General features: G+C 67.6%; 22 protein-coding genes. 9 read left to right on the top strand and 13 right to left on the bottom strand.

Annotated elements, in window-relative coordinates; genetic code table 11:
* Positions 1 to 157 precede the first annotated feature (157 nt).
* The 5 genes from ACTHLF_RS00220 to ACTHLF_RS00200 are packed head-to-tail and all read right to left on the bottom strand — an operon-like array spanning position 158 to position 4,068.
* The gene (locus ACTHLF_RS00220; RefSeq protein ID WP_440323776.1) at positions 158 to 1,084 is read right to left on the bottom strand and encodes a M14 family metallopeptidase; all 927 of its coding nucleotides are present in this window, start codon (positions 1,082 to 1,084) and stop codon (positions 158 to 160) included.
* Between the two features lie 53 nt (positions 1,085 to 1,137).
* A complete protein-coding gene (locus ACTHLF_RS00215; RefSeq protein WP_440323774.1) occupies positions 1,138 to 1,887 on the bottom strand; it encodes a GNAT family N-acetyltransferase in 750 nt (249 codons plus the stop codon).
* A gap of 16 nt (positions 1,888 to 1,903) precedes the next feature.
* Positions 1,904 to 3,532 (bottom strand): PepSY-associated TM helix domain-containing protein, encoded by a 1,629-nt coding sequence (locus ACTHLF_RS00210; RefSeq protein WP_440323772.1) that lies wholly within the window; start codon positions 3,530 to 3,532, stop codon positions 1,904 to 1,906.
* 3 nt (positions 3,533 to 3,535) lie between these two features.
* Complete coding sequence (locus ACTHLF_RS00205) at positions 3,536 to 3,799, bottom strand: hypothetical protein (protein WP_440323770.1); 264 nt, start codon at positions 3,797 to 3,799, stop codon at positions 3,536 to 3,538.
* On the bottom strand, positions 3,799 to 4,068 hold the full coding sequence (locus ACTHLF_RS00200) for a hypothetical protein (RefSeq protein WP_440323768.1): 270 nt from the start codon (positions 4,066 to 4,068) through the stop codon (positions 3,799 to 3,801). Before ACTHLF_RS00200 ends, ACTHLF_RS00205 begins: the two co-directional genes overlap by 1 nt.
* Positions 4,069 to 4,359: 291 nt before the next feature.
* Here ACTHLF_RS00200 and ACTHLF_RS00195 point away from each other — a divergent pair, with 291 nt between their 5' ends.
* Entirely contained in the window at positions 4,360 to 4,794 is a 435-nt protein-coding gene (locus ACTHLF_RS00195; protein ID WP_440323766.1) for an SPFH domain-containing protein, read from the top strand.
* 65 nt (positions 4,795 to 4,859) lie between these two features.
* Here the strand turns inward: ACTHLF_RS00195 and ACTHLF_RS00190 are convergent, their stop codons facing one another.
* Positions 4,860 to 5,105, bottom strand: a complete 246-nt coding sequence (locus tag ACTHLF_RS00190; protein WP_440323764.1) for an MbcA/ParS/Xre antitoxin family protein — start codon at positions 5,103 to 5,105, stop codon at positions 4,860 to 4,862.
* A gap of 173 nt (positions 5,106 to 5,278) precedes the next feature.
* Here ACTHLF_RS00190 and rsmG point away from each other — a divergent pair, with 173 nt between their 5' ends.
* The 6 genes from rsmG (at position 5,279) to ACTHLF_RS00160 (ending at position 9,964) form a co-directional block, all read left to right on the top strand.
* Positions 5,279 to 5,908 (top strand): 16S rRNA (guanine(527)-N(7))-methyltransferase RsmG, encoded by a 630-nt coding sequence (rsmG, locus tag ACTHLF_RS00185; RefSeq protein WP_440323762.1) that lies wholly within the window; start codon positions 5,279 to 5,281, stop codon positions 5,906 to 5,908.
* Between the two features lie 125 nt (positions 5,909 to 6,033).
* Positions 6,034 to 6,876, top strand: coding sequence for a ParA family protein (locus ACTHLF_RS00180; RefSeq protein ID WP_440323760.1), 843 nt, complete (start codon positions 6,034 to 6,036; stop codon positions 6,874 to 6,876).
* A gap of 9 nt (positions 6,877 to 6,885) precedes the next feature.
* Entirely contained in the window at positions 6,886 to 7,761 is an 876-nt protein-coding gene (locus ACTHLF_RS00175; RefSeq protein ID WP_440323758.1) for a ParB/RepB/Spo0J family partition protein, read from the top strand.
* A gap of 21 nt (positions 7,762 to 7,782) precedes the next feature.
* On the top strand, positions 7,783 to 8,322 hold the full coding sequence (locus ACTHLF_RS00170) for a sigma-70 family RNA polymerase sigma factor (RefSeq protein ID WP_440323756.1): 540 nt from the start codon (positions 7,783 to 7,785) through the stop codon (positions 8,320 to 8,322).
* Positions 8,319 to 9,047, top strand: a complete 729-nt coding sequence (locus ACTHLF_RS00165) for a DUF3379 family protein (RefSeq protein ID WP_440323754.1) — start codon at positions 8,319 to 8,321, stop codon at positions 9,045 to 9,047. Before ACTHLF_RS00170 ends, ACTHLF_RS00165 begins: the two co-directional genes overlap by 4 nt.
* A 200-nt stretch (positions 9,048 to 9,247) precedes the next feature.
* Entirely contained in the window at positions 9,248 to 9,964 is a 717-nt protein-coding gene (locus tag ACTHLF_RS00160) for a glycosyltransferase (protein WP_440323752.1), read from the top strand.
* 112 nt (positions 9,965 to 10,076) lie between these two features.
* Here the strand turns inward: ACTHLF_RS00160 and ACTHLF_RS00155 are convergent, their stop codons facing one another.
* Positions 10,077 to 11,027 (bottom strand): patatin-like phospholipase family protein, encoded by a 951-nt coding sequence (locus tag ACTHLF_RS00155; RefSeq protein WP_440323750.1) that lies wholly within the window; start codon positions 11,025 to 11,027, stop codon positions 10,077 to 10,079.
* Between the two features lie 16 nt (positions 11,028 to 11,043).
* Positions 11,044 to 12,036 carry a helix-turn-helix transcriptional regulator gene (locus tag ACTHLF_RS00150; RefSeq protein WP_440323748.1) on the bottom strand — a complete coding sequence of 331 codons (993 nt, stop codon included), beginning with the start codon at positions 12,034 to 12,036 and terminating at the stop codon, positions 11,044 to 11,046.
* 212 nt (positions 12,037 to 12,248) lie between these two features.
* Between ACTHLF_RS00150 and ACTHLF_RS00145 the strand changes: the two genes are divergently transcribed.
* Together ACTHLF_RS00145 and ACTHLF_RS00140 are read left to right on the top strand one after the other, a co-directional pair.
* A complete protein-coding gene (locus tag ACTHLF_RS00145; protein WP_440323746.1) occupies positions 12,249 to 13,178 on the top strand; it encodes a hypothetical protein in 930 nt (309 codons plus the stop codon).
* 88 nt (positions 13,179 to 13,266) lie between these two features.
* The gene (locus ACTHLF_RS00140; RefSeq protein ID WP_440323744.1) at positions 13,267 to 14,121 is read left to right on the top strand and encodes a DUF481 domain-containing protein; all 855 of its coding nucleotides are present in this window, start codon (positions 13,267 to 13,269) and stop codon (positions 14,119 to 14,121) included.
* Positions 14,122 to 14,235: 114 nt separating this feature from the next.
* Here the strand turns inward: ACTHLF_RS00140 and hemC are convergent, their stop codons facing one another.
* The 5 genes from hemC to ACTHLF_RS00115 form a co-directional block, all read right to left on the bottom strand.
* Positions 14,236 to 15,156, bottom strand: coding sequence for a hydroxymethylbilane synthase (hemC, locus tag ACTHLF_RS00135; RefSeq protein ID WP_440323742.1), 921 nt, complete (start codon positions 15,154 to 15,156; stop codon positions 14,236 to 14,238).
* An 85-nt stretch (positions 15,157 to 15,241) separates the two neighbouring features.
* On the bottom strand, positions 15,242 to 15,952 hold the full coding sequence (locus ACTHLF_RS00130) for a LytR/AlgR family response regulator transcription factor (protein ID WP_440323740.1): 711 nt from the start codon (positions 15,950 to 15,952) through the stop codon (positions 15,242 to 15,244).
* Positions 15,930 to 16,994 (bottom strand): sensor histidine kinase, encoded by a 1,065-nt coding sequence (locus tag ACTHLF_RS00125; protein WP_440323738.1) that lies wholly within the window; start codon positions 16,992 to 16,994, stop codon positions 15,930 to 15,932. Before ACTHLF_RS00125 ends, ACTHLF_RS00130 begins: the two co-directional genes overlap by 23 nt.
* 44 nt (positions 16,995 to 17,038) lie before the next feature.
* Positions 17,039 to 17,707: an alpha/beta hydrolase gene (locus ACTHLF_RS00120; RefSeq protein ID WP_440323736.1), complete on the bottom strand. Its 669-nt coding sequence runs from the start codon at positions 17,705 to 17,707 to the stop codon at positions 17,039 to 17,041.
* 50 nt (positions 17,708 to 17,757) lie between these two features.
* On the bottom strand, positions 17,758 to 18,309 hold the full coding sequence (locus ACTHLF_RS00115; RefSeq protein WP_440323734.1) for a hypothetical protein: 552 nt from the start codon (positions 18,307 to 18,309) through the stop codon (positions 17,758 to 17,760).
* Positions 18,310 to 18,312 lie beyond the last annotated feature (3 nt).

The following is an 18,312-nucleotide window of genomic DNA, read 5'->3' as shown; positions in this document are numbered from 1 at the left end:
GTGGGGGGGGGGGGGGGGGGCGCGCCCCCCCGCGGGGCGGGCGCGCCCGGGGCGCTCCCCCGCGGCGGGGGGGGGGGGGGCGGCGGCGTCCGGGGGCTCCCCCCCCCCCCCCCCCCCCCCCCCCCCCGCTCCCACAGGCATCAGGTGGACGTCGTGGTTAGTGACCCGCGTGGGCCAACGCGTAGTCGATCGAAGCGCGAACCGCTGCCACCTGCGCGTCGTTGCACTGCTGCGGCGTGGCGCGCGGGCTGTCCGGATACACCTCGGTGGTGGTGCAGAAGCGCGCCGGGGTGATGCCGGCGCAGAGTCCGAGCGGCTTCAGTGCATACTCGATCACGCCATGCGCCACTTCCGGTGAACCGATGATCTCGCCGTTCGCATCGGCCGGCGCGATGTGCGTCACCTTCGCCACGGCGTCGATCACCGCCTTCTGGAAAGCCGGCTGCGGCTTGTCCGCATCATCGACGAGGTAGAAACCGTCGGGAATCTCGCCGGGTTCGTATTCCTTGCCATCACGCGCGGCGAGCGCGGGGCGGAACTCGCTCTCGTCCGTGTCGGTGGTCTCGTGCAGGTCGATGTGCATCAGCACCTTGTCGCCCAGCGGCGCAAGCAGCCGTACCAGCGCCGCCGATTCGGCAGCCGGGCTGCCTTCGCGGAAGTTGCGGTTCGGGTCGATCGCATCGTAGTTCCAGCGGTGGATGCGCTCGTACGCCCACGGGCTGACGCACGGCACGACCAGCACGTTCGCGTGGCCGGCGTACTCGTTGCCGTGCTCGCGCAGGAACTGCAGCGCGCCGTGCACGCCGCTGGTCTCGTAGCCGTGGACGCCACCCGTCACGACCATCACGGGAAGGTCGTCACGCCAATCGCGCGTACGCAGCACGTGGAAGGTGTAGGCCTCGCCGGCGTAGCTCACCGAGCCGTAGTCTTCGACGTCGTAAGCGCCACGTAGCGCATCGATGGCCTTCTCGACTTCATCGCTGTAGCTGCGCCGCTTCACCTGCGTCGCGCGCCACGCGTCTAGCTCGGCAGTGCCCCAGGGCTTGCCGGGGGTACCGATGGGATAAGGCGTGGCGTGGTTCATGGCGTTGGCTTCTACGGCTACGGAAGCCTCGATTGTATACAGGCTGGCGAACGTCAGGCCGCGTGGAGTGGTGGCGTCTGGCCAGCGCGCGTGTCGCCCGCCTTCGTGATCTGGTTGAGCGTGAAGATGCGACTGAGACCGAAGCCGAGGCGCTCGTAGAGGGCAATGGCCGAATGGTTACTGCCAAACACGTGCAGGAAAGGGATCTCGCCCCGGCGCTCGATCTCGTCGCGCAGCACGTTGATGAGCAAGGCAGCGAGTCCCCGCCCGCGGTGGGCGGGATCCACGCAGACCGCGCTGACCTCCGTGTAGCCCGGTACGCGCATGCGTTCACCCGCCATGGCGATGAGCTTGCCCTCCTCGCGCAGGCCGATGTAGCGGCCCATGGCATTCGTGCGGCGGGCGAACGGCCCGGGCCGGGTCAACTGGGTCAGTGCGAGCATCTCGTCGACATCGGCGTCGCCCAGTTCGAGGAACCCGGCGTCGAAGCCCGCGCCCGGATCGATCCGCGACTCGGCGACCATCTGGTGCACGGCGCCAAGCGGCGAGGAACGCAGGCCCGGCGGAACATCGAGCGGCTCGCGCGACAGGACCGCCGCGATCTCGCCGGGGTGCATGAGCTCGGCCAGCGCATCGAACGCCTCCGGCAGCTCGTCGGCCACTGCGGCGAACGGCGCGACATCGGCCTGGTAGCGCCGGGCGAGCACATTCGCTTCGCCAAGGTGCGCCTGCCGCGTGCCCAGCGCCTGCCAGATCGGAGAGGACAGCTCAGCGTGCGGTTCGTTGCCCGGGTCGCTCACCATCCACCTCCTCGACTAGTCAGCCATCATGGGCCGGAGTGGTGGTTGCTGTCACGCGCGGGCTCCTGGCAGCCCACACACTGCATGGATCGCCCTCGACAGCCCGCCGGCGCGTAGCCACGGCCAGCCAGCCGAAACCGACACCCATCGCCATCGCGACAAGGTCCACGCCGAGCACGTCGTAGCGGCCTTCGGCGAGTGTGCGGACCAGGCGATCGCCGTGCAGGGCCATGTCCAGGACGCCTACCAGCACCGACGCCACGGCCGTGGCCCAGAGCAGGTCGACGGCGGCCTTCGCCGGGCGACGCCAGAAGGTCCAGGCGACAGCGGCGAAGAACGTGATGAAACACACCGGCTGGACGACAAGCGTGGGTTCGGCGCCGAAGTACGGTGCGAGATGGTTGGCGATGAAGGTCACGGAAATCGCCAGGCACGTGCCGATGCAGACACCCACCGTCGCCGTGGCCATCGCACGCACCTTCATGGGCTGTTCGGCGTTGCGGCGTTTGCGGCGGGTCTCGATGTAGAGCAGGTTGCCCGAGTAAAACAGGAACGCGCCGGCCAGGCCCAGGATGAAGTACAGCCAGCGCAGCGACAGGCTGCCGAACGTGCCGAAGTGCAGGCCGAAGATCGCCGAGTACGTGGCATGGTTCGCATCGCGCGCACCGGTGAGCTGCATATTGATGATGCGGCCGGTGCTGGCATCCAGCGCCACCATGCCGTACTCACCCAGCGTCTTCTCCGAAGTACCACGCACTTCCGCCGCGGCGCCCGGCTGGCCGTAATGCACGTAGCGCATGTAGTCGGGGTCGAAGTTCGTGGCACCGGCGCCGAGCGCTGCCTTGCGCGCGATCGCGCCGAGTTCGGCCGGGGGCAGCATGGGTACGTTGGTCTTTGCATCGGCGCCAGGGCCAGCGGCGGTCATGGCAGCGGTATCGGGCAGCGCGCTGGTCATGCGCTCGAAGGCGCTCATCAGCTTGCCATCGAAGATGGCGACGTTGAACGCCATCAATGCGACCAGGGTGAGGCACAGCAACGCGCCGGTGACGGCAAAGATGATGTGGAACGGCAGGCTGAGGATGCCGATGACGTTGTGCGCGTCCTGCCACAGCCGCTTCAGGTTATGGCCGGGGCGCAGCGCGAACAGCTCGCGTACCAGGTTCGGCAGGTGGATCAGGACACCGGTGAGCAAGGCCACCCCGTAGATGACGCTGACGATACCCATGAGGTAGATGCCGATCTCGGGGATGCCGAGGTCGTAGTGCAATTCGTAGACGAAGTCGGCGAGGCCGTGCTCGTGGTCTTCCGCATCGTGTGCCCCGGCGTCGTCGATGGCCTGGGTCATCCAGGTGCCATTCTTTTCCATCCAGTACGCAGCGACTTCATGCGACGGATGGCCCGCCGCGTAAGTCACGCCAATCGATTCGCGCGCGGCCGGATGCTTCGCCACGATGTCGGCCATCATGGCGCCGGCCTTGTCCATGACGCGCGCGTCGGCGAGCTCCTGCTTCGGCAGCGCCCAGGTATCGATCGGGTCGTGGAACATGGTGATCGCGCCCGCGTAGAACGCGATGAACAGCGCGAAACCCGCGAGCAGGCCGGTCCAGGTGTGCACGGTGGTGAAAGTGCGGATGGTGCTGGACTTCATGGCTCAGATACCGGGCAGGGTGTGCTTGGCGAGGAACAGCGCGGCGAACGCGCCAACGTTGGCGATAGCCAGCCAGGCCCAGGCACGCACGCCGGTGCGGAACATATAGGTCGCCGCGATCACCACCGTCCACAGCGGGAAGAAGGCCACTAGCCACGGGATCAGCACGGATTCGGTCGAGCCCGGCCACAGGTAGGCGCCCAGCCCGACGATGGCCATGCACAGCGGCAAGCCCAGCAGGATCCCGGCGAAGGTCTTGGCGAGCATCAACGGGCCTTCCTTTCGGCTGCCGGCTTGAGGAGCCAGGTGACGTAGGGGAAAGCCACCGCGCCGAGCATCAGGGCGGTCAGCGTTGAGAAAATTCCTGGAAGTGTCGTTTCACCGGTGACCCAGCAGGCCAGTGCACCGGCTGCGAACACCCATGCGAGAAGCTTGCCGCCCCGGCGCAAAGGCAGCGCCAGGACGCGCTGGTTGCGCGAAGAAAGGTAGGCGAGCGCCATGGCGGCAAACGCCAGCAGGCAGCCAAGGACATTCATGGGAAGCGCCGGTCGGACAGTTATTGATAATTGTTATCATTCGCTGCTCCCCGGTCAAACCGTTAGCAGCGCTGCCCACCCTTCCGGGCGCGTGCTGGCGCGCGATTGCTCATTTCCCATCGGCTGCTCAAGTTTTGACCAACCCATCCGCTAACTGAATATGGGGGTTTGGTAAAACTAGCGTTAACCCCTGTCGTTAGTTTAGAGTTAACCCCTCGATCCATCAGCGTGGTGCGTCATCTCGTTGCACCGCGAGACAGGAATACAACGTAACTATCTGATGTAACCGCCATGTTGACCATCGCCCTCCTCAGCATTGTTCTTGTCGCCAGCGGCCTCGCGGTCGCCTCGTTCAAGCGTGTCCCGGAAGGGCAGGTCTACAGCGTCCGCCGCCTTGGCCGTACGCCCGCGCTGTTGTCGGCCGGCACCCATGTCGTGCTGCCCATGCTCGACCGCATCACCCACAAGATCGACCTCGGCGGCCAGGTGCTGCGGTTCGAGGGTGGCACTGTCTACTGGCAGGTGCTCGAGCCGGAAGCGGCCGATCCGGTGATCGAAGAAGCCCCGGAACTGATTCGCAGCAACGTCGTGGCCGCCCTGCGCGATAGCGCCACGGCCCACGCCGCCGACCGCCGCGCGGTTGGCACCCAGCTCAAGCACGCCGTGAATGGGTCGCTCCGCGCCCGCGGCATGCTGGTTACCCGCGTCGAGCTCGACGCGGCTTAAGGCGCCGCATAAGAAGAAAGCGTGTGTGTTGTTTAAAAGGCGGCGGCAACGCCGCCTTTTTTTGGTTACGCGAATGCCCCTGATTGCATCTGCCTGACGAGTTGCAGCACGGTTTCCAAGCCGGTCGTGCTTCGCATGAAGTGGGCCGGCGTCAGGCCGCCTAGAGCAGGAACTGGCTCACCTATCCATGCCTTGACCCATTTCGTGGCTCCGAAGGTCGCTAGCTGCTCACGATCTCCGCTCTCCATGAGCACCCGTTCGATTTCGCTCACGATACGTGCTTCCCCCAACGCGGCGGCACATTCGCTCATGGTCATTTTCCCCGGCAGTCGCACAGGCCTCCACGATAGTTTGTGTACGAGCCATTCGCTGTCATCTTTTTGCGACGGGAGTCGTCAGCTTTCGACTTCAAAGACGACTCAAGCGTGGTAAGTGCCCGGGTATATCGAGATAATTCCGCCTTAACGAAAGGTTCCCCACGCCAATGACCGCACGCGACGACCTCAAATCCCTGCTCGAGCGCGGCATTGCCAGCCTGGACGTGACCTTGCCGGAGGGCGCCGTGGAGCGCCTGCTCGATTACCGCGAGCTGCTGGAGCGCTGGAACTCGGCTTATAACCTCACCGCGATCCGTGAGGACCGCGCCCAGGTCAACCTGCACCTGCTCGATTCGCTGGCGATCCTTCCCTATGTGCACGGCCGCTCGCTGGCCGACCTGGGCACGGGCCCGGGGCTGCCGGGCATCCCGCTGGCCATCGCCGAGCCGGCGCGCGAGGTGCTCATGGTGGATTCCAACGGGAAGAAGGTGCGTTTCCTGCGTGAGGCCATCCGTTCCCTGAAACTGGGCAACGCCAAGGCACTGCAGAGCCGGGTTGAAGAGGTCGAGGGCACCTTCGAGTGCATTACCGCCCGCGCGTTCGCCTCGCTGGCCGACATGCTCGGCTGGGGCGGCCACCTGCTGGCGCCGGGCGGGACCTGGCTGGCCATGAAGGGCAAGCATCCGGAGGTAGAGCTGGCGGGGGTGCCAGCCGGGTTCTCGGTGGAGGCTATTCACACCCTCACCGTGCCGGGGGTTGAGGGTGAGCGGCATCTGGTCGTTATTCGGCGCGATTAGCGTTGAGGCTGGCCGGATCGCGCGCAAGCGCGCTCCCACAGGGTGGCCGCATGGGTGGTCTGCAGGCTTTGGGCGCTAGATGCTACGCTAGCGCCCCTTCCGTGCACGGTAGCTAGCGACTTTCCATGGCCCGCATCATCGCAGTCGCCAACCAGAAGGGCGGCGTCGGCAAGACCACCACTTCCGTGAACCTCGCCGCGGCCCTCGCCGCCGCGAAGCGCAAGGTGCTGCTCGTCGACTTCGATCCGCAGGGCAACGCCACCATGGCGTCGGGCGTGGACAAGCACGAGGCCAAGCCGAACGGCTGCGAAGTGCTGCTGGGCGAGGTCGGCATCACCGATGTGCTGGTCCGCACCGAGGCGGGCTATGACCTGCTGCCGGGCAACGGTGACCTGACCGCCGCCGAGCTGAAGCTCATGGACGGCATGGCCCGCGAGCAGCGCCTGAAAGAGCAGCTGGCCAAGGTCGCCGACCGCTACGACACCATCCTCATCGATTGCCCGCCTTCGCTGCACCTGCTGACGCTCAATGCGCTGACCGCGGCCGATGGCGTGCTGATCCCCGTGCAGTGCGAATACTTCGCGCTGGAAGGCCTTTCGAGCCTGCTGGATACGATTTCGGCCGTGCGCCAGCGCCTGAACCCGGCGCTGGAAGTGGAAGGCCTGCTGCGGACCATGTACGACGTGCGCAACAACCTCGGCAACGAGGTTTCGGCCCAGCTGACCACGCACTTCGGCGACAAGGTGCTGCGCTCGATCATCCCGCGCAACGTGCGCCTCGCCGAGGCACCCAGCCACGGCCAGCCGATCCATCTCTACGACCGCGGCTCGCGCGGCGCCATCGCCTATATCGGCCTCGCCGGCGAGATCATCCGCCGCGAGCGCAACCTGGCGGGCGCAGCCAGCACCGGCGCCGAAGCGGGTGAAACCGCGACGGACGCCACCGGCGCGACCCCGACCACGCCTTAAGGAGCCCCCATGGCAGCAGCGAAGAAACGTGGACTCGGCCGTGGCCTGGATGCCCTCCTGGGCGGCGGTGCCGGCCCCGAAGCCGCCCCCTCGGTGATCGAGCAGGAAGGCGAACTGCGCACGCTGCCCATCCACCACATCCAGGCCGGCAAGTACCAGCCGCGCCGCCACTGGAATGACGAGGCGCTCGACGAGCTGGCCGCGTCGATCAAGGCCCAGGGCCTGATCCAGCCGGTGGTGGTCCGCTCCATCGGCAAGAACAGCTACGAACTCATCGCCGGCGAACGCCGCTGGCGCGCTGCCCAGCGTGCGCAGATGAGCGAGATTCCCGCGCTGGTGAAGGACGTCCCCGAGCAGTCCGTGCTCGCCATGGCGCTCATCGAGAACATCCAGCGCCAGGAGCTGACGCCGCTCGAAGAGGCACAGGCCCTGCAGCGCCTGGTCGACGAGTTCGACCTGACCCACCAGCAGGCGGCCGATGCCGTGGGCCGCTCGCGCGCATCCGTGTCCAACCTGCTGCGCCTCAACGAACTGCCGGCCTCGATCAAGCAGCTGCTGGACGAAGGCAAGCTCGAGATGGGCCACGCCCGCGCGCTGCTCACCCTGCCCTCCACGATCGCCGAACCGCTGGCGCGCGAAGCCGCGCGCAATGGCTGGACCGTGCGCGAGCTGGAAGAAGCGGCACGCAAGGCCCAGCTGGAACCCAAGGGCAAGGCCAAGTCGGCCGGCCCGGTGGATCCGAACGTCGCCAACCTGGAGCGCGAGCTGGCCGAGCGCTTCGCCACCCGTGTCGAACTGGCCCAGGGCCGAGGCGGCAAGGGCAAGCTCGTCATCCACTACCACAGCAACGACGAGCTCGACGGCATCCTCAGCAAGATCCGCTGAGACCGGGGCAGGTGTAAGGAAATGGCCAGGCCCCCGGTCCATGAGGATGTGAACCCGAAGCAGCGCCAGTACGAAGCCATGGTGCGCGCCCTCTCGGCCGACCTTTACCGGTTCGCCTGGTGGCTGACGCGCTCCGAAACCGTCGCCCAGGACCTGGTCCAGGAGACCTTCCTGCGCGCGTGGAAGAACCTCGATGCACTCCGTGACGCGGAGTCGGCGAAGGCCTGGCTGTTCACCATCCTGCGTCGCGAGCACGCCCGCCTGTACGAGCGGAAGCGGCTCGAAGTCGTCGAACTTGATGACAACGTCGTCGAAGATGCCGCCTTCGCCAGCCCTGAGCGCAGCAGCGATGCCGCCCAGGTGCGCGATGCGATCGGCCGCCTGCCCGACAAATACCGTGAGCCGCTGGCCATGCAGGTGCTTGCCGGCATGAGCGCCGACGAGATCGCCGCCAGCACCGGGCAGAAGCCTGGCGCTGTCATGACCCAGTTGTTCCGCGCCCGCCAGCAGCTCAAGCGCCTGCTCGGTGGCCGCGCCGCGGCCGAGGGGGGCCGGACATGAATTGCCTCGACTTCCGCCGCCGGATCAGCACGGAGCCGCGTTCGCGCGATCCGGAGCTGCTCGCCCACCGCGATAGCTGCAAGGAAGGCTGCGCCGCGTTCTGGCAGCGCGCGCAGCGCTTCGAGGATGACCTCGAGGTCGCCATGGCGGTGCCGGTACCCGACGGGCTGGCCGACCGCATCCTGCTCGCCCAGGCCACCGGCGAACGGCGCACCCAGATGGGCCGCCGCCGCGCCTGGATGGCCATGGCCGCCTCGGTCCTGATCGCCTTCGCCGGCGTGGGCATGTTGTGGCGCTATACCGACCAGCATTCGCTGGAAGCCATGGCCGTGGCGCACATGCCAGGCGAAATCGAGGCGCTGGCGCTGACCCGGCCCATGACCGATGACGAGGTGGCCGCCGGCTTCATCGGCCGCGCGACGAACCTCAAGGGGCCGGCACCCGCGATGGTCACATACGTGCACGACTGCGTCGTCGGCCAGTACCCGGTGGTCCACGCGGTGACCCGCATGGACGACGAACCCGTCGTGGCGCTCTACATGCCTGGGAAGATGGACGGCACGCCGGGAACCTTCCACCGCGATGGCTGGGATGGTCGCGAGGTCCAGCTGCGCGGCGGCACCCTTCTGCTGCTAGCCCAGGGCCCCAGCCACAAGGCCATGGACACCGCCGAGCGCGGCTGGCGCGCCGCGATCGACGGCACCAACCTCACCGCCTCGTTGTAAAAAACGCTTGTCGGAACGCCTGTGGGAGCGTGCTTGCACGCGATGGGTGCTCGCGGCAAGGCCCATCGCGCGCAAGCGCGCACCCACAAGTCCCCCGCCCCGCTTCGGCACCTGAACGGAGCGTGCCGCGCCTGCGGGCTTTTGCAACGCGGCATGGGCGATAATGCCGCCCGACCTTTGCTACCCGATCCGGAACCACGATGACTGACCTCGCCGTGGTCGTGCCTGTCTTCAACGAGCGCGACAACATCCCGCCCCTCCTCGCCGAGATCGCCGCGGCCCTGCGTGGCCGGATCGACTTCGAAATCATCTACGTCGACGACGACAGCAGCGATGACAGCGTGGCCGTGCTCAAGGCGGCGCAGAAGGACTACCCGGAGCTGCGCATCATCCACCACGTGACCCGGAGCGGGCAGAGCACGGCCGTGTGGAACGGCGTGCGTGCCGCGCGGGCGCCTTGGATCGCCACGCTCGATGGCGACGGCCAGAACGACCCGGCCGATATACCGAAGCTGCTCGATGCGCGCGCCAGCGCCGCACCCGACCTGAAACTCTTCGCCGGCTGGCGCGTCACCCGCCGGGACAGCTTCAACAAGCGCATTTCGTCGAAGGTGGCCAACGCGGTGCGTTCGCGCATGCTCCAGGACAGCACCCCGGATACCGGCTGCGGCCTGAAGCTGTTCGAGCGTGAGACCTTCCTCCGCCTGCCCTACTTCGACCACATGCACCGCTACCTGCCGGCGCTGGTCAAGCGCGCCGGTTACACCAGCCAGAGCGTGCCGGTCGGCCACCGCCCGCGCACGGCGGGTACCTCGAAATACGGCATGCTCGACCGCCTGTGGGTCGGCCTGGCCGACCTGCGCGGCGTGGCCTGGCTGATGCGCCGGGCCAAGGTTACGAGGACCGAAGAACTCTAGCGCGTCGTAGGAGCCCACCCTGTGGGCGACGCCGTTCGCGGGGAACCAACAAGGTCCTGCGGCGCTATCGCGAAAGATGTCGCCCACAGGGTGGGCTCCTACCGCGATAGCCTCAGCGCGGGGCCAGCCCTCTCGGCACCCACTTGTCCAGCATCTCCTCGGTGCGCTCCCTTCCCAGCTCGATCAGCTCGCGCGCCCGGTAGAACTCGTACACCGCCGAGACATTCCGCGGCAGTTCGATCAGCAGGTCGGGCTGGTAAGCGGCCAGGCGCAACCGGGAAAGGTTGGCCTGCATCAGGTCCATCGCCTGGGTCATGAGTTCGAACGCGCCCGGATCGCGGTGCAGCTTCGATTCCGCCGAGCCGGGCAACACCTTTCCGATCAGCCGGCCCAGCTTCGCCGCATAACCTTCATCGGGTACCGCGGCGACGTCCTTCTCGGGCGCCTTCTGCAATTCCGCCGCGCCGTCGACGCTCACCGCGACGACGTAGTCCGCATCCTCGCGCATCAGCGGCAGCACGGGCAGGGGGTTCAGCAGCGCGCCATCCACCAGCCGGCGGCCGCCGTGCGAATACGGGCGGAACAACGTGGGAATCGCGATGGACGCGCGGATGGCATCGAACAGGGGGCCGCGGGTCAGCCACACCTCGCGTTCGCGATCGATATCGGTAGCCACGGCCGTGTAACCGATGGGCAGCTCCTCGATGTTCACCTCACCGATGAGTTCGCGCAGCGCGGCCATGATCCGGTCGCCCTTGATGAAGCCGCCACCCGTGAAGCTCCAGTCGACCAGGCGCAACACATCGAACCGCGCGAGCGTGGATACCCAGTCGCGATAGACATCGAGTTTGCCCATCGCATAGATGCCGCCGACCAGCGCACCCATCGACGTGCCGGCCACGGCGACGATCTCGAAGCCGCGATCCTCCAGTGCTTCGATTGCGCCGATATGCGCGAGACCTTTGGCCGCGCCGGCACCAAGGGCCAGCGCGACGCGGGGTTTACGGGGTTGTCCACTCGTGGCGGGCAGGGCGCCGGGATCGGCGATATCGAGGTCGCTCATGGAACCCTGTGCGCGATCAGTGGTGGTTGCCGTTGCCGTTCTGGTAGCCGGAGAGCGCCAGTTGCAGCAGGATCTTCATTTCCTCGCGAAGCGGCAGCGGCGACACGATTTCCGCATCCGGGCCGTACTTCAGCACATCCATCAGCAGCTCGCGGGAATTCGAATACGGCACTTTCAGTTCGTAGCGGCCGTCGGGCAGCCACTCGCCCTTCTGCTGTGAATGCCAATGCTCGTCCGCGACCCAGCGTGCGGCGTGCGACGAGAAGCGAATGGTCGCCCATGCCTTCGGCTTGCCGGCGAAGATGCCGTAGCTGGAAGCGAGCAGTTCATTGAGCTCGCTTTCCTCAACGTCCTTCGCGCGCGCTTCCTGGGCCTGCGGCTCGGCGATGCGATCGACGGCGAAGCTGCGCAGTGCCTCGCGATCGTGGTCCCAAACATCGAGGTACCAGTTGTCGCGGTAGTGGGTCAGGCGCTGCGGCGACACCGTGCGGCGCGTATCCGAGTTGGTGGTGCGCGCGCGGTAGCGGAACGTGACCTGGCGGCGCTCGAGTACCGCGCCCGCCACGATCCGGAACACCTGCTGGTCGAGCTTGCGTGCGCCCCAGCTGATGACACGGATGCGATCGACCGGCAGTGCCTTGCCGCTGCCGTGGTCCGAGAGCAGGCGCTCGATGCGCGCCTTGAACGGCGCCAGCGCGCCGGCGAGCACACCGGGATCGGAGCGGCCGATCAGTTCGTTGAGCGCCATGAGCGCGGCCAGCTCATCACTGGTCAGCCACAGCCCGGGTAACTCGAAGCTGTCCCCCTCGCCCGCCTCGTAGCGGAACGAAGCCTGTTCGCCGGCCACGCTCTGCACGGGGGCGCCCAGGGCGTCACGCAGGAAGGCGACATCGCGATAGAGGGTAGCCCGCGAGCACTCCAGCTCATCCATGAGCCGCGAAAGCGGGACCGGATAATGCGCGGACTTCAGCAGTCGGTGCAGGGTGAGAATGCGCTCGTAGCGGTCCATGGGTCTCGCCGGCAGGTGGAGCTAAGCAAAGTGTGTCCGCGCGGGCGTGACGCCCGTATCTACGCCCAACAAGCATGGCGTTGGCGGGGGCCGTCCGCAAGGGTTGCCGCACTACGCCAGACGGCCAGGTAAGGGGGCCACGGGCTGTAAGGTTTGCGCCCGGGGCGAATAGGCGCAAAAATGAGCCTTTGCCATCGCCGTAGCCCCCGACCATGGCGCAACCCGACGACGCACCCGCCGTCGCGCTGGGCCCCCAGGGCCAGCCGAACGGCGGTTCGCGTGCCCAACGCCTGTTCTCCCTGCCCGCCGTGGTCATCCAGACCGCGACCGCGACGGGGTACGGCCTGTGGATGGTGCTGGGCACCGCGGTGGCGCTGGGTTCCTACCCCGATGGCCGCGGCGACGTGCTGGTGCCGCTTTCCTTCGGGCTGGTGCTGGTGAGCCTCGGCCTGGTGGCGACCTGCCTGCGCATGGGGTTCGCCCCGGATTGGCATGGCTGGGACCCGGTCCGGCGCATGCTGCCGACCACCGAGGGCATGGTGGCGATGGCGAACTACCTCCCGATGCTGGCCCTGGGCGGGCTGGCGCGGGGGGACAACGATTTCTGGGCCACCCGGCTGGCTGGCGCGGCACTCATGATCTGCAGCCTCGCGACGCTGATTTACACAGCGCGCGGCGTGGCGCGGGAGATGCCGGCACCGCTGGCCTCCGTGGTAAATGCGCAACCGTTGGGGCGTGCGGTATCCGCGGTATTCGGCGGGGGCCTGTGGTTCTGGGTATGCGTCGCACTGCAGAGTGAGACGGTCGTCGGGCCGCTGAATCCCTGGCGGCTGAGCATGCTGGCCATGGGGCTGGCGCTCGGCGTGATCGAAGGCATGCGCTGGCGGGCCCTGCGCCAGCTGGCCGATGAACGTGGTGCCAGTGCGTTTCTTTCCCCTGACCGGGGCGCGGCAACGCTGCTGGCCTGGTGTTTCAGCATCGCGGTGCTGTCCGTGGGCCTGCCGTGCGTGCTGCTGGTCTCGCACCCGACAGGGCCACTGGTGGCGGTGGCGGCCGGTATGGCCGCGTTAAGCTGCGTTATCGGTCAATGTCTGGAGCAACGGCTGTACGGGCGTGCCCTGGCACAGTTGACCGGCCGTTGAGCAAGCAGTCCCCCGGCGCGTGGGTGCGCCAAGGGCCGTTCCCCCGGCCCACCCCCAATTCAAATTTCTTTCCACATCCGGGTAGACGATGAAAAAGATCCTTCTCGCCTCGCTTGTCCTTGCCGCGCTGCCGTTTGCAGCCCAGGCCCAGGACTCCTTCTCCACCGCCAACCCCAACGGGGGCGGCGCCCCGAGCTCAGACGCCTCCAAGAACGGCGGCTGGACCGGTTCAGGTGAATTCGGCTTCGCCTCCTCCCGCGGTAACTCGCGCACGGAGAACGCCAACGCCAAGCTCGGCCTGTCGCAGGAAAACGAGGTGAGGAAGAACAACTTCTACCTCAACGGCCTGCGCTCGAAGGGCGACGTCACCGTGCAGGAAAACGGTACGGACGTCGAGCGCTTCAGCACCACCGCCAACCGCTACGACAGCGGTGCCTCGGTCGGCTACAAGTTCGACCCGCGCAGCTATGTGGTCACCGCGGCCCGTTACGAGCACGACGACTTCGGCGCCAATTTGTGGCAGGGCATCGTCTCGGTGGGCTACGGCTACATTGCGCTGAAGAACGAGCGCGCCGAGCTGTCCTTCGAAATCGGTCCCGGTTTCAAGCGCTATCAGCCGGCCAAGACCACGGAAGAGGTTGCGCAGGCCGATGGCCCGCCGATCACCGTGGTCACCACGCCCAACGCGGAAAGCGAAGTCGTCGGCCGTGGCCTGGTCAACGGCAAGTACCGCCTCACCGACAACACCGCGCTGGAAGATACGTTCCTGGTGGAAGCGGGCTCGAAGAACCAGTACTACCAGAACGACATCGGCCTCTCGGTCAGCATGACCAAGAAGATGGCGCTGAAGCTCGGCTACCAGATCCGCTACAACAGCGACACGCAGCCGGGTACGGTCAGCACCGATAAGCTGATGACCACCAACCTGGTTTACAACTTCTAAGACGCACCGTAGGAGCCCACCCTGTGGGCGCCAGCTTTCGCGACAAAGCCGCAAGATCCGCGGCTCTCCCGCGAACGGCGTCGCCCACAGGGTGGGCTCCTACGCGATGTTCCTTTAGCGCTGCGGCTTCAGCAGCTCGTCCGCGCCCTGCTCCAGCAGCATCGCGGCTACCGTGTGGCCCAGGGCCACCGGGTTGTCGTCACGCATATCCGCCTGCGCGCGGATCAGCTCGCCGGTGTGCGCATCGCCCACCAGCCCATGCAGGGTCAGGCCGTACTCGGCCACCACGCACATCGCGCCGATCGCCACGGCGCAGCTTCCGCCGAGTTGTTCATTCATCGCGCGCTCCGCGTCGATCGCCAGGCGCGTGTCGGCATCGTCCAGCGCGGCCATCAGCTCGGCGACGCGGACATCTCCTTCGCGGATCTCGACGGTGATGGCGCCCTGGCCCGGTGCGGGAAGCCAGTCGGGGCTGGCCAGACGGCTACGGACGCGGCCACCCAGGCCGAGCCGGTCCACGCCTGCGCAAGCCAGCACGATAGCGTCGTAATGCCCTTCGTCCAGCTTCGCCAGGCGCGTGTTCACGTTGCCGCGCAGGTCGAGCAACTGGAGGTCCGGCCGCAACGCGCGCAGCTGGGACTGGCGGCGCAGCGAGGAGGTACCGACCCGCGCGCCGTTCGGCAGGTCGGCGATCGTCGCGTAATCGTTGCTGATGAAGCCATCGGCGGCATCGGCGCGCGGCAGGATCGCGGAGAGGGCAAAGCCCGGCTCCAGCGTGGCCGGCACATCTTTCAGCGAATGCACCGCGATGTCCGCGCGGCCCTCCGCCATGGCCACTTCCAGCTCCTTGAGGAACAGCCCCTTGCCGCCGATGGTGGCGAGCGAGCGGTCGAGCACCTCGTCCCCGCGGGTGGATAGCGGCACCAGTTCCACCACCAGCCCCGGGTGCGCCTGGCGCAGCTGGGCGGCGACGTGTTCGGCCTGCCAGAGGGCGAGTGCACTCTTGCGGGTGGCGATGCGGAGCGGTGCGGTCATGGGGATTCCGAAGGCACGTGGGGCAGGCGCCCATTGTCCCGTAAAACATCGCCCGGGCGCAGCGCGGCTATCCGCCGCAAAGCACTCAGGTATCGGCGCGCAGCAGCTGGCGGATCGCCGGCAGGTTGCGCCGGCTGACCTCGGGGGCGCTTTCGGTGCCCGCCAGGCGTGCGAGCACGCGGCCGTCGGCCAGGGTGCGCAGGCCGACCAGCCGCTCGCGCGGCACCAGGCAGTTGCGGTGCAGGCGCACCACGCGCTCACCCAGGGCCACTTCGAGCTGGCGCAGGGAATCGTCGATCAGGCGCGAGCCGCCGGTGTGTTCCACGGTCACGTATTTTTCGCCCGCGGTCAGCAGCAACACATCGGCCAGCGGAATGCGTACCTCGTCACCGCCACTGCGCGCACGCAACCAGCTGCCGCGCGCCGACGGCGCCGCGACAAGGCGGGCGGCGGCGCGGTCGAGCGCCTCATCCAGGCGCTCCGCGCGCACAGGTTTCAGGAGGTAATCGGTGGCGCCGAGGTCGAACGCACTGAGCGCGTGCTGCTCGTAAGCGGTGCAGAACACAACCTGTGGGCGAGTCGGCATCGCCGCGAGCTTTGCCGCCACCGCGGTGCCGGAAAGCCCGGGCATCTCCACGTCCAGCAACAGCACGTCGGGCCGCTCGCTGGCACACGCGGCCAGCACAGCCTCGCCATCGGCGACGCTGCCCACCAGTTCCACGTCGGCACGGCGGGCGAGCAGGGTCGCCATGCGCGCGCGGGCCAGCGGTTCGTCATCGGCGACCAGGACGCGCACTCGCAACCTCCGGCAGGAACAGGGTGACAACGAAACGGCCATCGCGCGCTTCGGCCTTTACGGTAGCGCGCTCTCCAAAATGCAGGCGCACCCGCTCCCGGACGCTGCGCAGGCCGTGGCCCGTGCCCGGCGTGGTCGGCCCATCGGAAAGCGGGTTATCCACGGTCAGCAGCACCCCGCCCGGTGCCTGCCGCCCGCCCAGCCGCAACACACCGCCCTGGCGCGATGGTTGGATGCCGTGGCGGATCGCGTTCTCGACCAGCGGCTGTAGCAGCAGGCGCGGCATGGGCAAGGCTTCCGGCACATCGATGTCGCGCTCCACGCGCAGGCGCTCGCCCAGGCGCAGCGTCTCGATCTCGAGGTAGTGGTCGACCAGCCGCCACTCCTCGCCCAGCGTGCCCTGCGTACTGCCCTCGCTACCGAGCGCGGCGCGGAACAGCTCGGCCAGGTTCTCGAGGGGGCGCTCGGCCGCCTCCGGATCGACCGGGATCAGCGCCGCCACCGCGTTCATGCTGTTGAAGAGGAAATGCGGGCGGATGCGCGCCTGCAAGGCAGCGACCTGGGCCTGGGCCACGGCTTCCACGCGGACCTGCCATTGCGCCACCACGTAGAAGTAGCGCAGCAGCGCGGCGCCGAGCAGGCCTGTCGCCAGCAGTGTGTCGCGGACGAAGCGCGCGGTCGACGCCGGGGTCAGCCCCGAACCGAGGTTATGGTCGATCCATGCCACCGAGACGCTGGTGACGCCGACCATCGCCATGAGCACGAGCCACACGGCGGCATACGGCAGCATGCCGGGCAGGCGCTGCATGGCTGGTCGGCCCTTGCAGAGCACCACGGTCAATAGCACCGAAAGCCATGCGGTATAGAGCACGCCCACCGAGAGCGAGCGGAGCCGCAGTTCGCCACCGGGTGCCAGCCACATCAGGCACGAGGTGATGGTGCCCACCACCAGCAACGCGAAAAGCGTCGGCAGGCTGCAGAAGTCCGGCAGCGGTGCCGACGCGCGCGGCGTCGCGGTTTGGTCGTTGGGTCCCCTGGCCATGCGGCGAGTATGCCGGATGCCCGGCTGGCCCGCCGCGCGAAGCGTCACGTACCGGCGAAGATCCCGCCCATCCACGTACGGATATCGTTGATCTCAGGGAGGCTCACCTGGTGGCCCATCGGGTACGTGTGCCAGTCGATCCGGTGGCCGAGGCTCTCCAGCAGTTGGCGCGATTGCTCGCCGAGGGCGAGCGGCACGACCGGGTCGGCCACGCCGTGGCCCCAGAACATCGGTGTGGCATGGTTCGCGCCGCTGCGTTCCGCTTCGATCGTCTCGTGCATCGGCAGGTACGCCGATAGCACCAGCAGGCCGGCCAGCGCCTGCTTGTGGCGCAGGCCCGCCGCCAGGGTCATGGCGCCACCCTGCGAGAAGCCGGCAAGGATGATCCGCGAGGCCGGCACGCCGCGCGCCTCTTCCTGGGCGATCAGTGCCTCCACCTCGCCGATGGAAAGGCGGATGCCCTCCGCATCCTGCTTGTCGGCCAGCGCCAGGCCCTTGATGTCGTACCACGCGCGCATCGGCACGCTGTTGTTGATCGTGACCGGGCGGACCGGCGCATGCGGAAACACAAAGCGGATCGCCGGCCATGCCGGGTCGACCAGCTCGGGGACGATCGGCGCGAAGTCGTTGCCATCGGCACCCAGGCCGTGCAGCCAGATCACCGACCACTCGGGCGAAGGGCGGGTTTCGTGTTCGACGGTGGGCAGGGGCATGGGTGCGGTCCGGCAGGGGAATCTGCGGAATGCTAGCAGCCCGCGCTACCTCACGACGGCGTGGCGGCCTGCTTGCGCACGTGTGCCGGGTACCACGCCGTGAACTTGATGGCAGCGTAGAGCACAGCGGCGTTCATCAGCACGATGTGGCCGGGCGTGGCGAGGTGCCGCCACAGCAGGATATCGATGAGCGCGAACAGCGCGAACGCGCCCGCCCACACCAGCGAGATCACCTGGTTGGTGCGCAGGAAGCGCGGCGTCGACCACAGCTCGCGGGCGACCTTCTGGCGCGCGTAGTCGATGGTGAAGGGCCTGCCGACCATGACGCTGATAAGGATGATCACCAGCAGGCCGACATCGACGCACAGGCGTACCAGGCCAAGCGATAGCGCCTCCCCCGAGGCCATCGCGTAAATGGCGAGTGCCGCGAAGAGCACGGTCGTACCCACGTCCAGCAGCTTCACGCGGTGGGTGACGATCTTGTCCCACGCGAGCATCCCGCCCGCGATCAGGGCGGCCGCGACCAGGCCCGCGACCGTGTAGCCCAGCGCGCTGGCGATCGCGAAAACGATGAATGGCAGGAAGCCAAGCACGATGTTCATGGG

The organism is Luteibacter sp. (assembly GCF_051958795.1).
GTDB lineage: Bacteria > Pseudomonadota > Gammaproteobacteria > Xanthomonadales > Rhodanobacteraceae > Luteibacter.
The sequence above is the reverse complement of the archived record's forward strand: the minus strand, read 5'-3'. Positions and strand labels throughout refer to the sequence as shown.

What these genes read in the sequence shown, in the direction of transcription:
- ACTHLF_RS00155 (WP_440323750.1), bottom strand. Translation starts at nt 11,027, where the DNA reads ATGAGCGACCTCGATATCGCCGATCCCGGCGCCCTGCCCGCCACGAGT.
- ACTHLF_RS00150 (WP_440323748.1), bottom strand. Translation starts at nt 12,036, where the DNA reads ATGGACCGCTACGAGCGCATTCTCACCCTGCACCGACTGCTGAAGTCC.
- ACTHLF_RS00165 (WP_440323754.1), top strand. Translation starts at nt 8,319, where the DNA reads ATGAATTGCCTCGACTTCCGCCGCCGGATCAGCACGGAGCCGCGTTCG.
- ACTHLF_RS00140 (WP_440323744.1), top strand. Translation starts at nt 13,267, where the DNA reads ATGAAAAAGATCCTTCTCGCCTCGCTTGTCCTTGCCGCGCTGCCGTTT.
- ACTHLF_RS00205 (WP_440323770.1), bottom strand. Translation starts at nt 3,799, where the DNA reads ATGCTCGCCAAGACCTTCGCCGGGATCCTGCTGGGCTTGCCGCTGTGC.
- ACTHLF_RS00125 (WP_440323738.1), bottom strand. Translation starts at nt 16,994, where the DNA reads ATGGCCAGGGGACCCAACGACCAAACCGCGACGCCGCGCGCGTCGGCA.
- ACTHLF_RS00180 (WP_440323760.1), top strand. Translation starts at nt 6,034, where the DNA reads ATGGCCCGCATCATCGCAGTCGCCAACCAGAAGGGCGGCGTCGGCAAG.
- ACTHLF_RS00175 (WP_440323758.1), top strand. Translation starts at nt 6,886, where the DNA reads ATGGCAGCAGCGAAGAAACGTGGACTCGGCCGTGGCCTGGATGCCCTC.
- ACTHLF_RS00210 (WP_440323772.1), bottom strand. Translation starts at nt 3,532, where the DNA reads ATGAAGTCCAGCACCATCCGCACTTTCACCACCGTGCACACCTGGACC.
- ACTHLF_RS00200 (WP_440323768.1), bottom strand. Translation starts at nt 4,068, where the DNA reads ATGAATGTCCTTGGCTGCCTGCTGGCGTTTGCCGCCATGGCGCTCGCC.
- ACTHLF_RS00160 (WP_440323752.1), top strand. Translation starts at nt 9,248, where the DNA reads ATGACTGACCTCGCCGTGGTCGTGCCTGTCTTCAACGAGCGCGACAAC.
- ACTHLF_RS00145 (WP_440323746.1), top strand. Translation starts at nt 12,249, where the DNA reads ATGGCGCAACCCGACGACGCACCCGCCGTCGCGCTGGGCCCCCAGGGC.
- ACTHLF_RS00220 (WP_440323776.1), bottom strand. Translation starts at nt 1,084, where the DNA reads ATGAACCACGCCACGCCTTATCCCATCGGTACCCCCGGCAAGCCCTGG.
- ACTHLF_RS00120 (WP_440323736.1), bottom strand. Translation starts at nt 17,707, where the DNA reads ATGCCCCTGCCCACCGTCGAACACGAAACCCGCCCTTCGCCCGAGTGG.
- ACTHLF_RS00215 (WP_440323774.1), bottom strand. Translation starts at nt 1,887, where the DNA reads ATGGTGAGCGACCCGGGCAACGAACCGCACGCTGAGCTGTCCTCTCCG.
- ACTHLF_RS00115 (WP_440323734.1), bottom strand. Translation starts at nt 18,309, where the DNA reads ATGAACATCGTGCTTGGCTTCCTGCCATTCATCGTTTTCGCGATCGCC.
- hemC (WP_440323742.1), bottom strand. Translation starts at nt 15,156, where the DNA reads ATGACCGCACCGCTCCGCATCGCCACCCGCAAGAGTGCACTCGCCCTC.
- ACTHLF_RS00170 (WP_440323756.1), top strand. Translation starts at nt 7,783, where the DNA reads ATGGCCAGGCCCCCGGTCCATGAGGATGTGAACCCGAAGCAGCGCCAG.
- rsmG (WP_440323762.1), top strand. Translation starts at nt 5,279, where the DNA reads ATGACCGCACGCGACGACCTCAAATCCCTGCTCGAGCGCGGCATTGCC.
- ACTHLF_RS00190 (WP_440323764.1), bottom strand. Translation starts at nt 5,105, where the DNA reads ATGAGCGAATGTGCCGCCGCGTTGGGGGAAGCACGTATCGTGAGCGAA.
- ACTHLF_RS00195 (WP_440323766.1), top strand. Translation starts at nt 4,360, where the DNA reads ATGTTGACCATCGCCCTCCTCAGCATTGTTCTTGTCGCCAGCGGCCTC.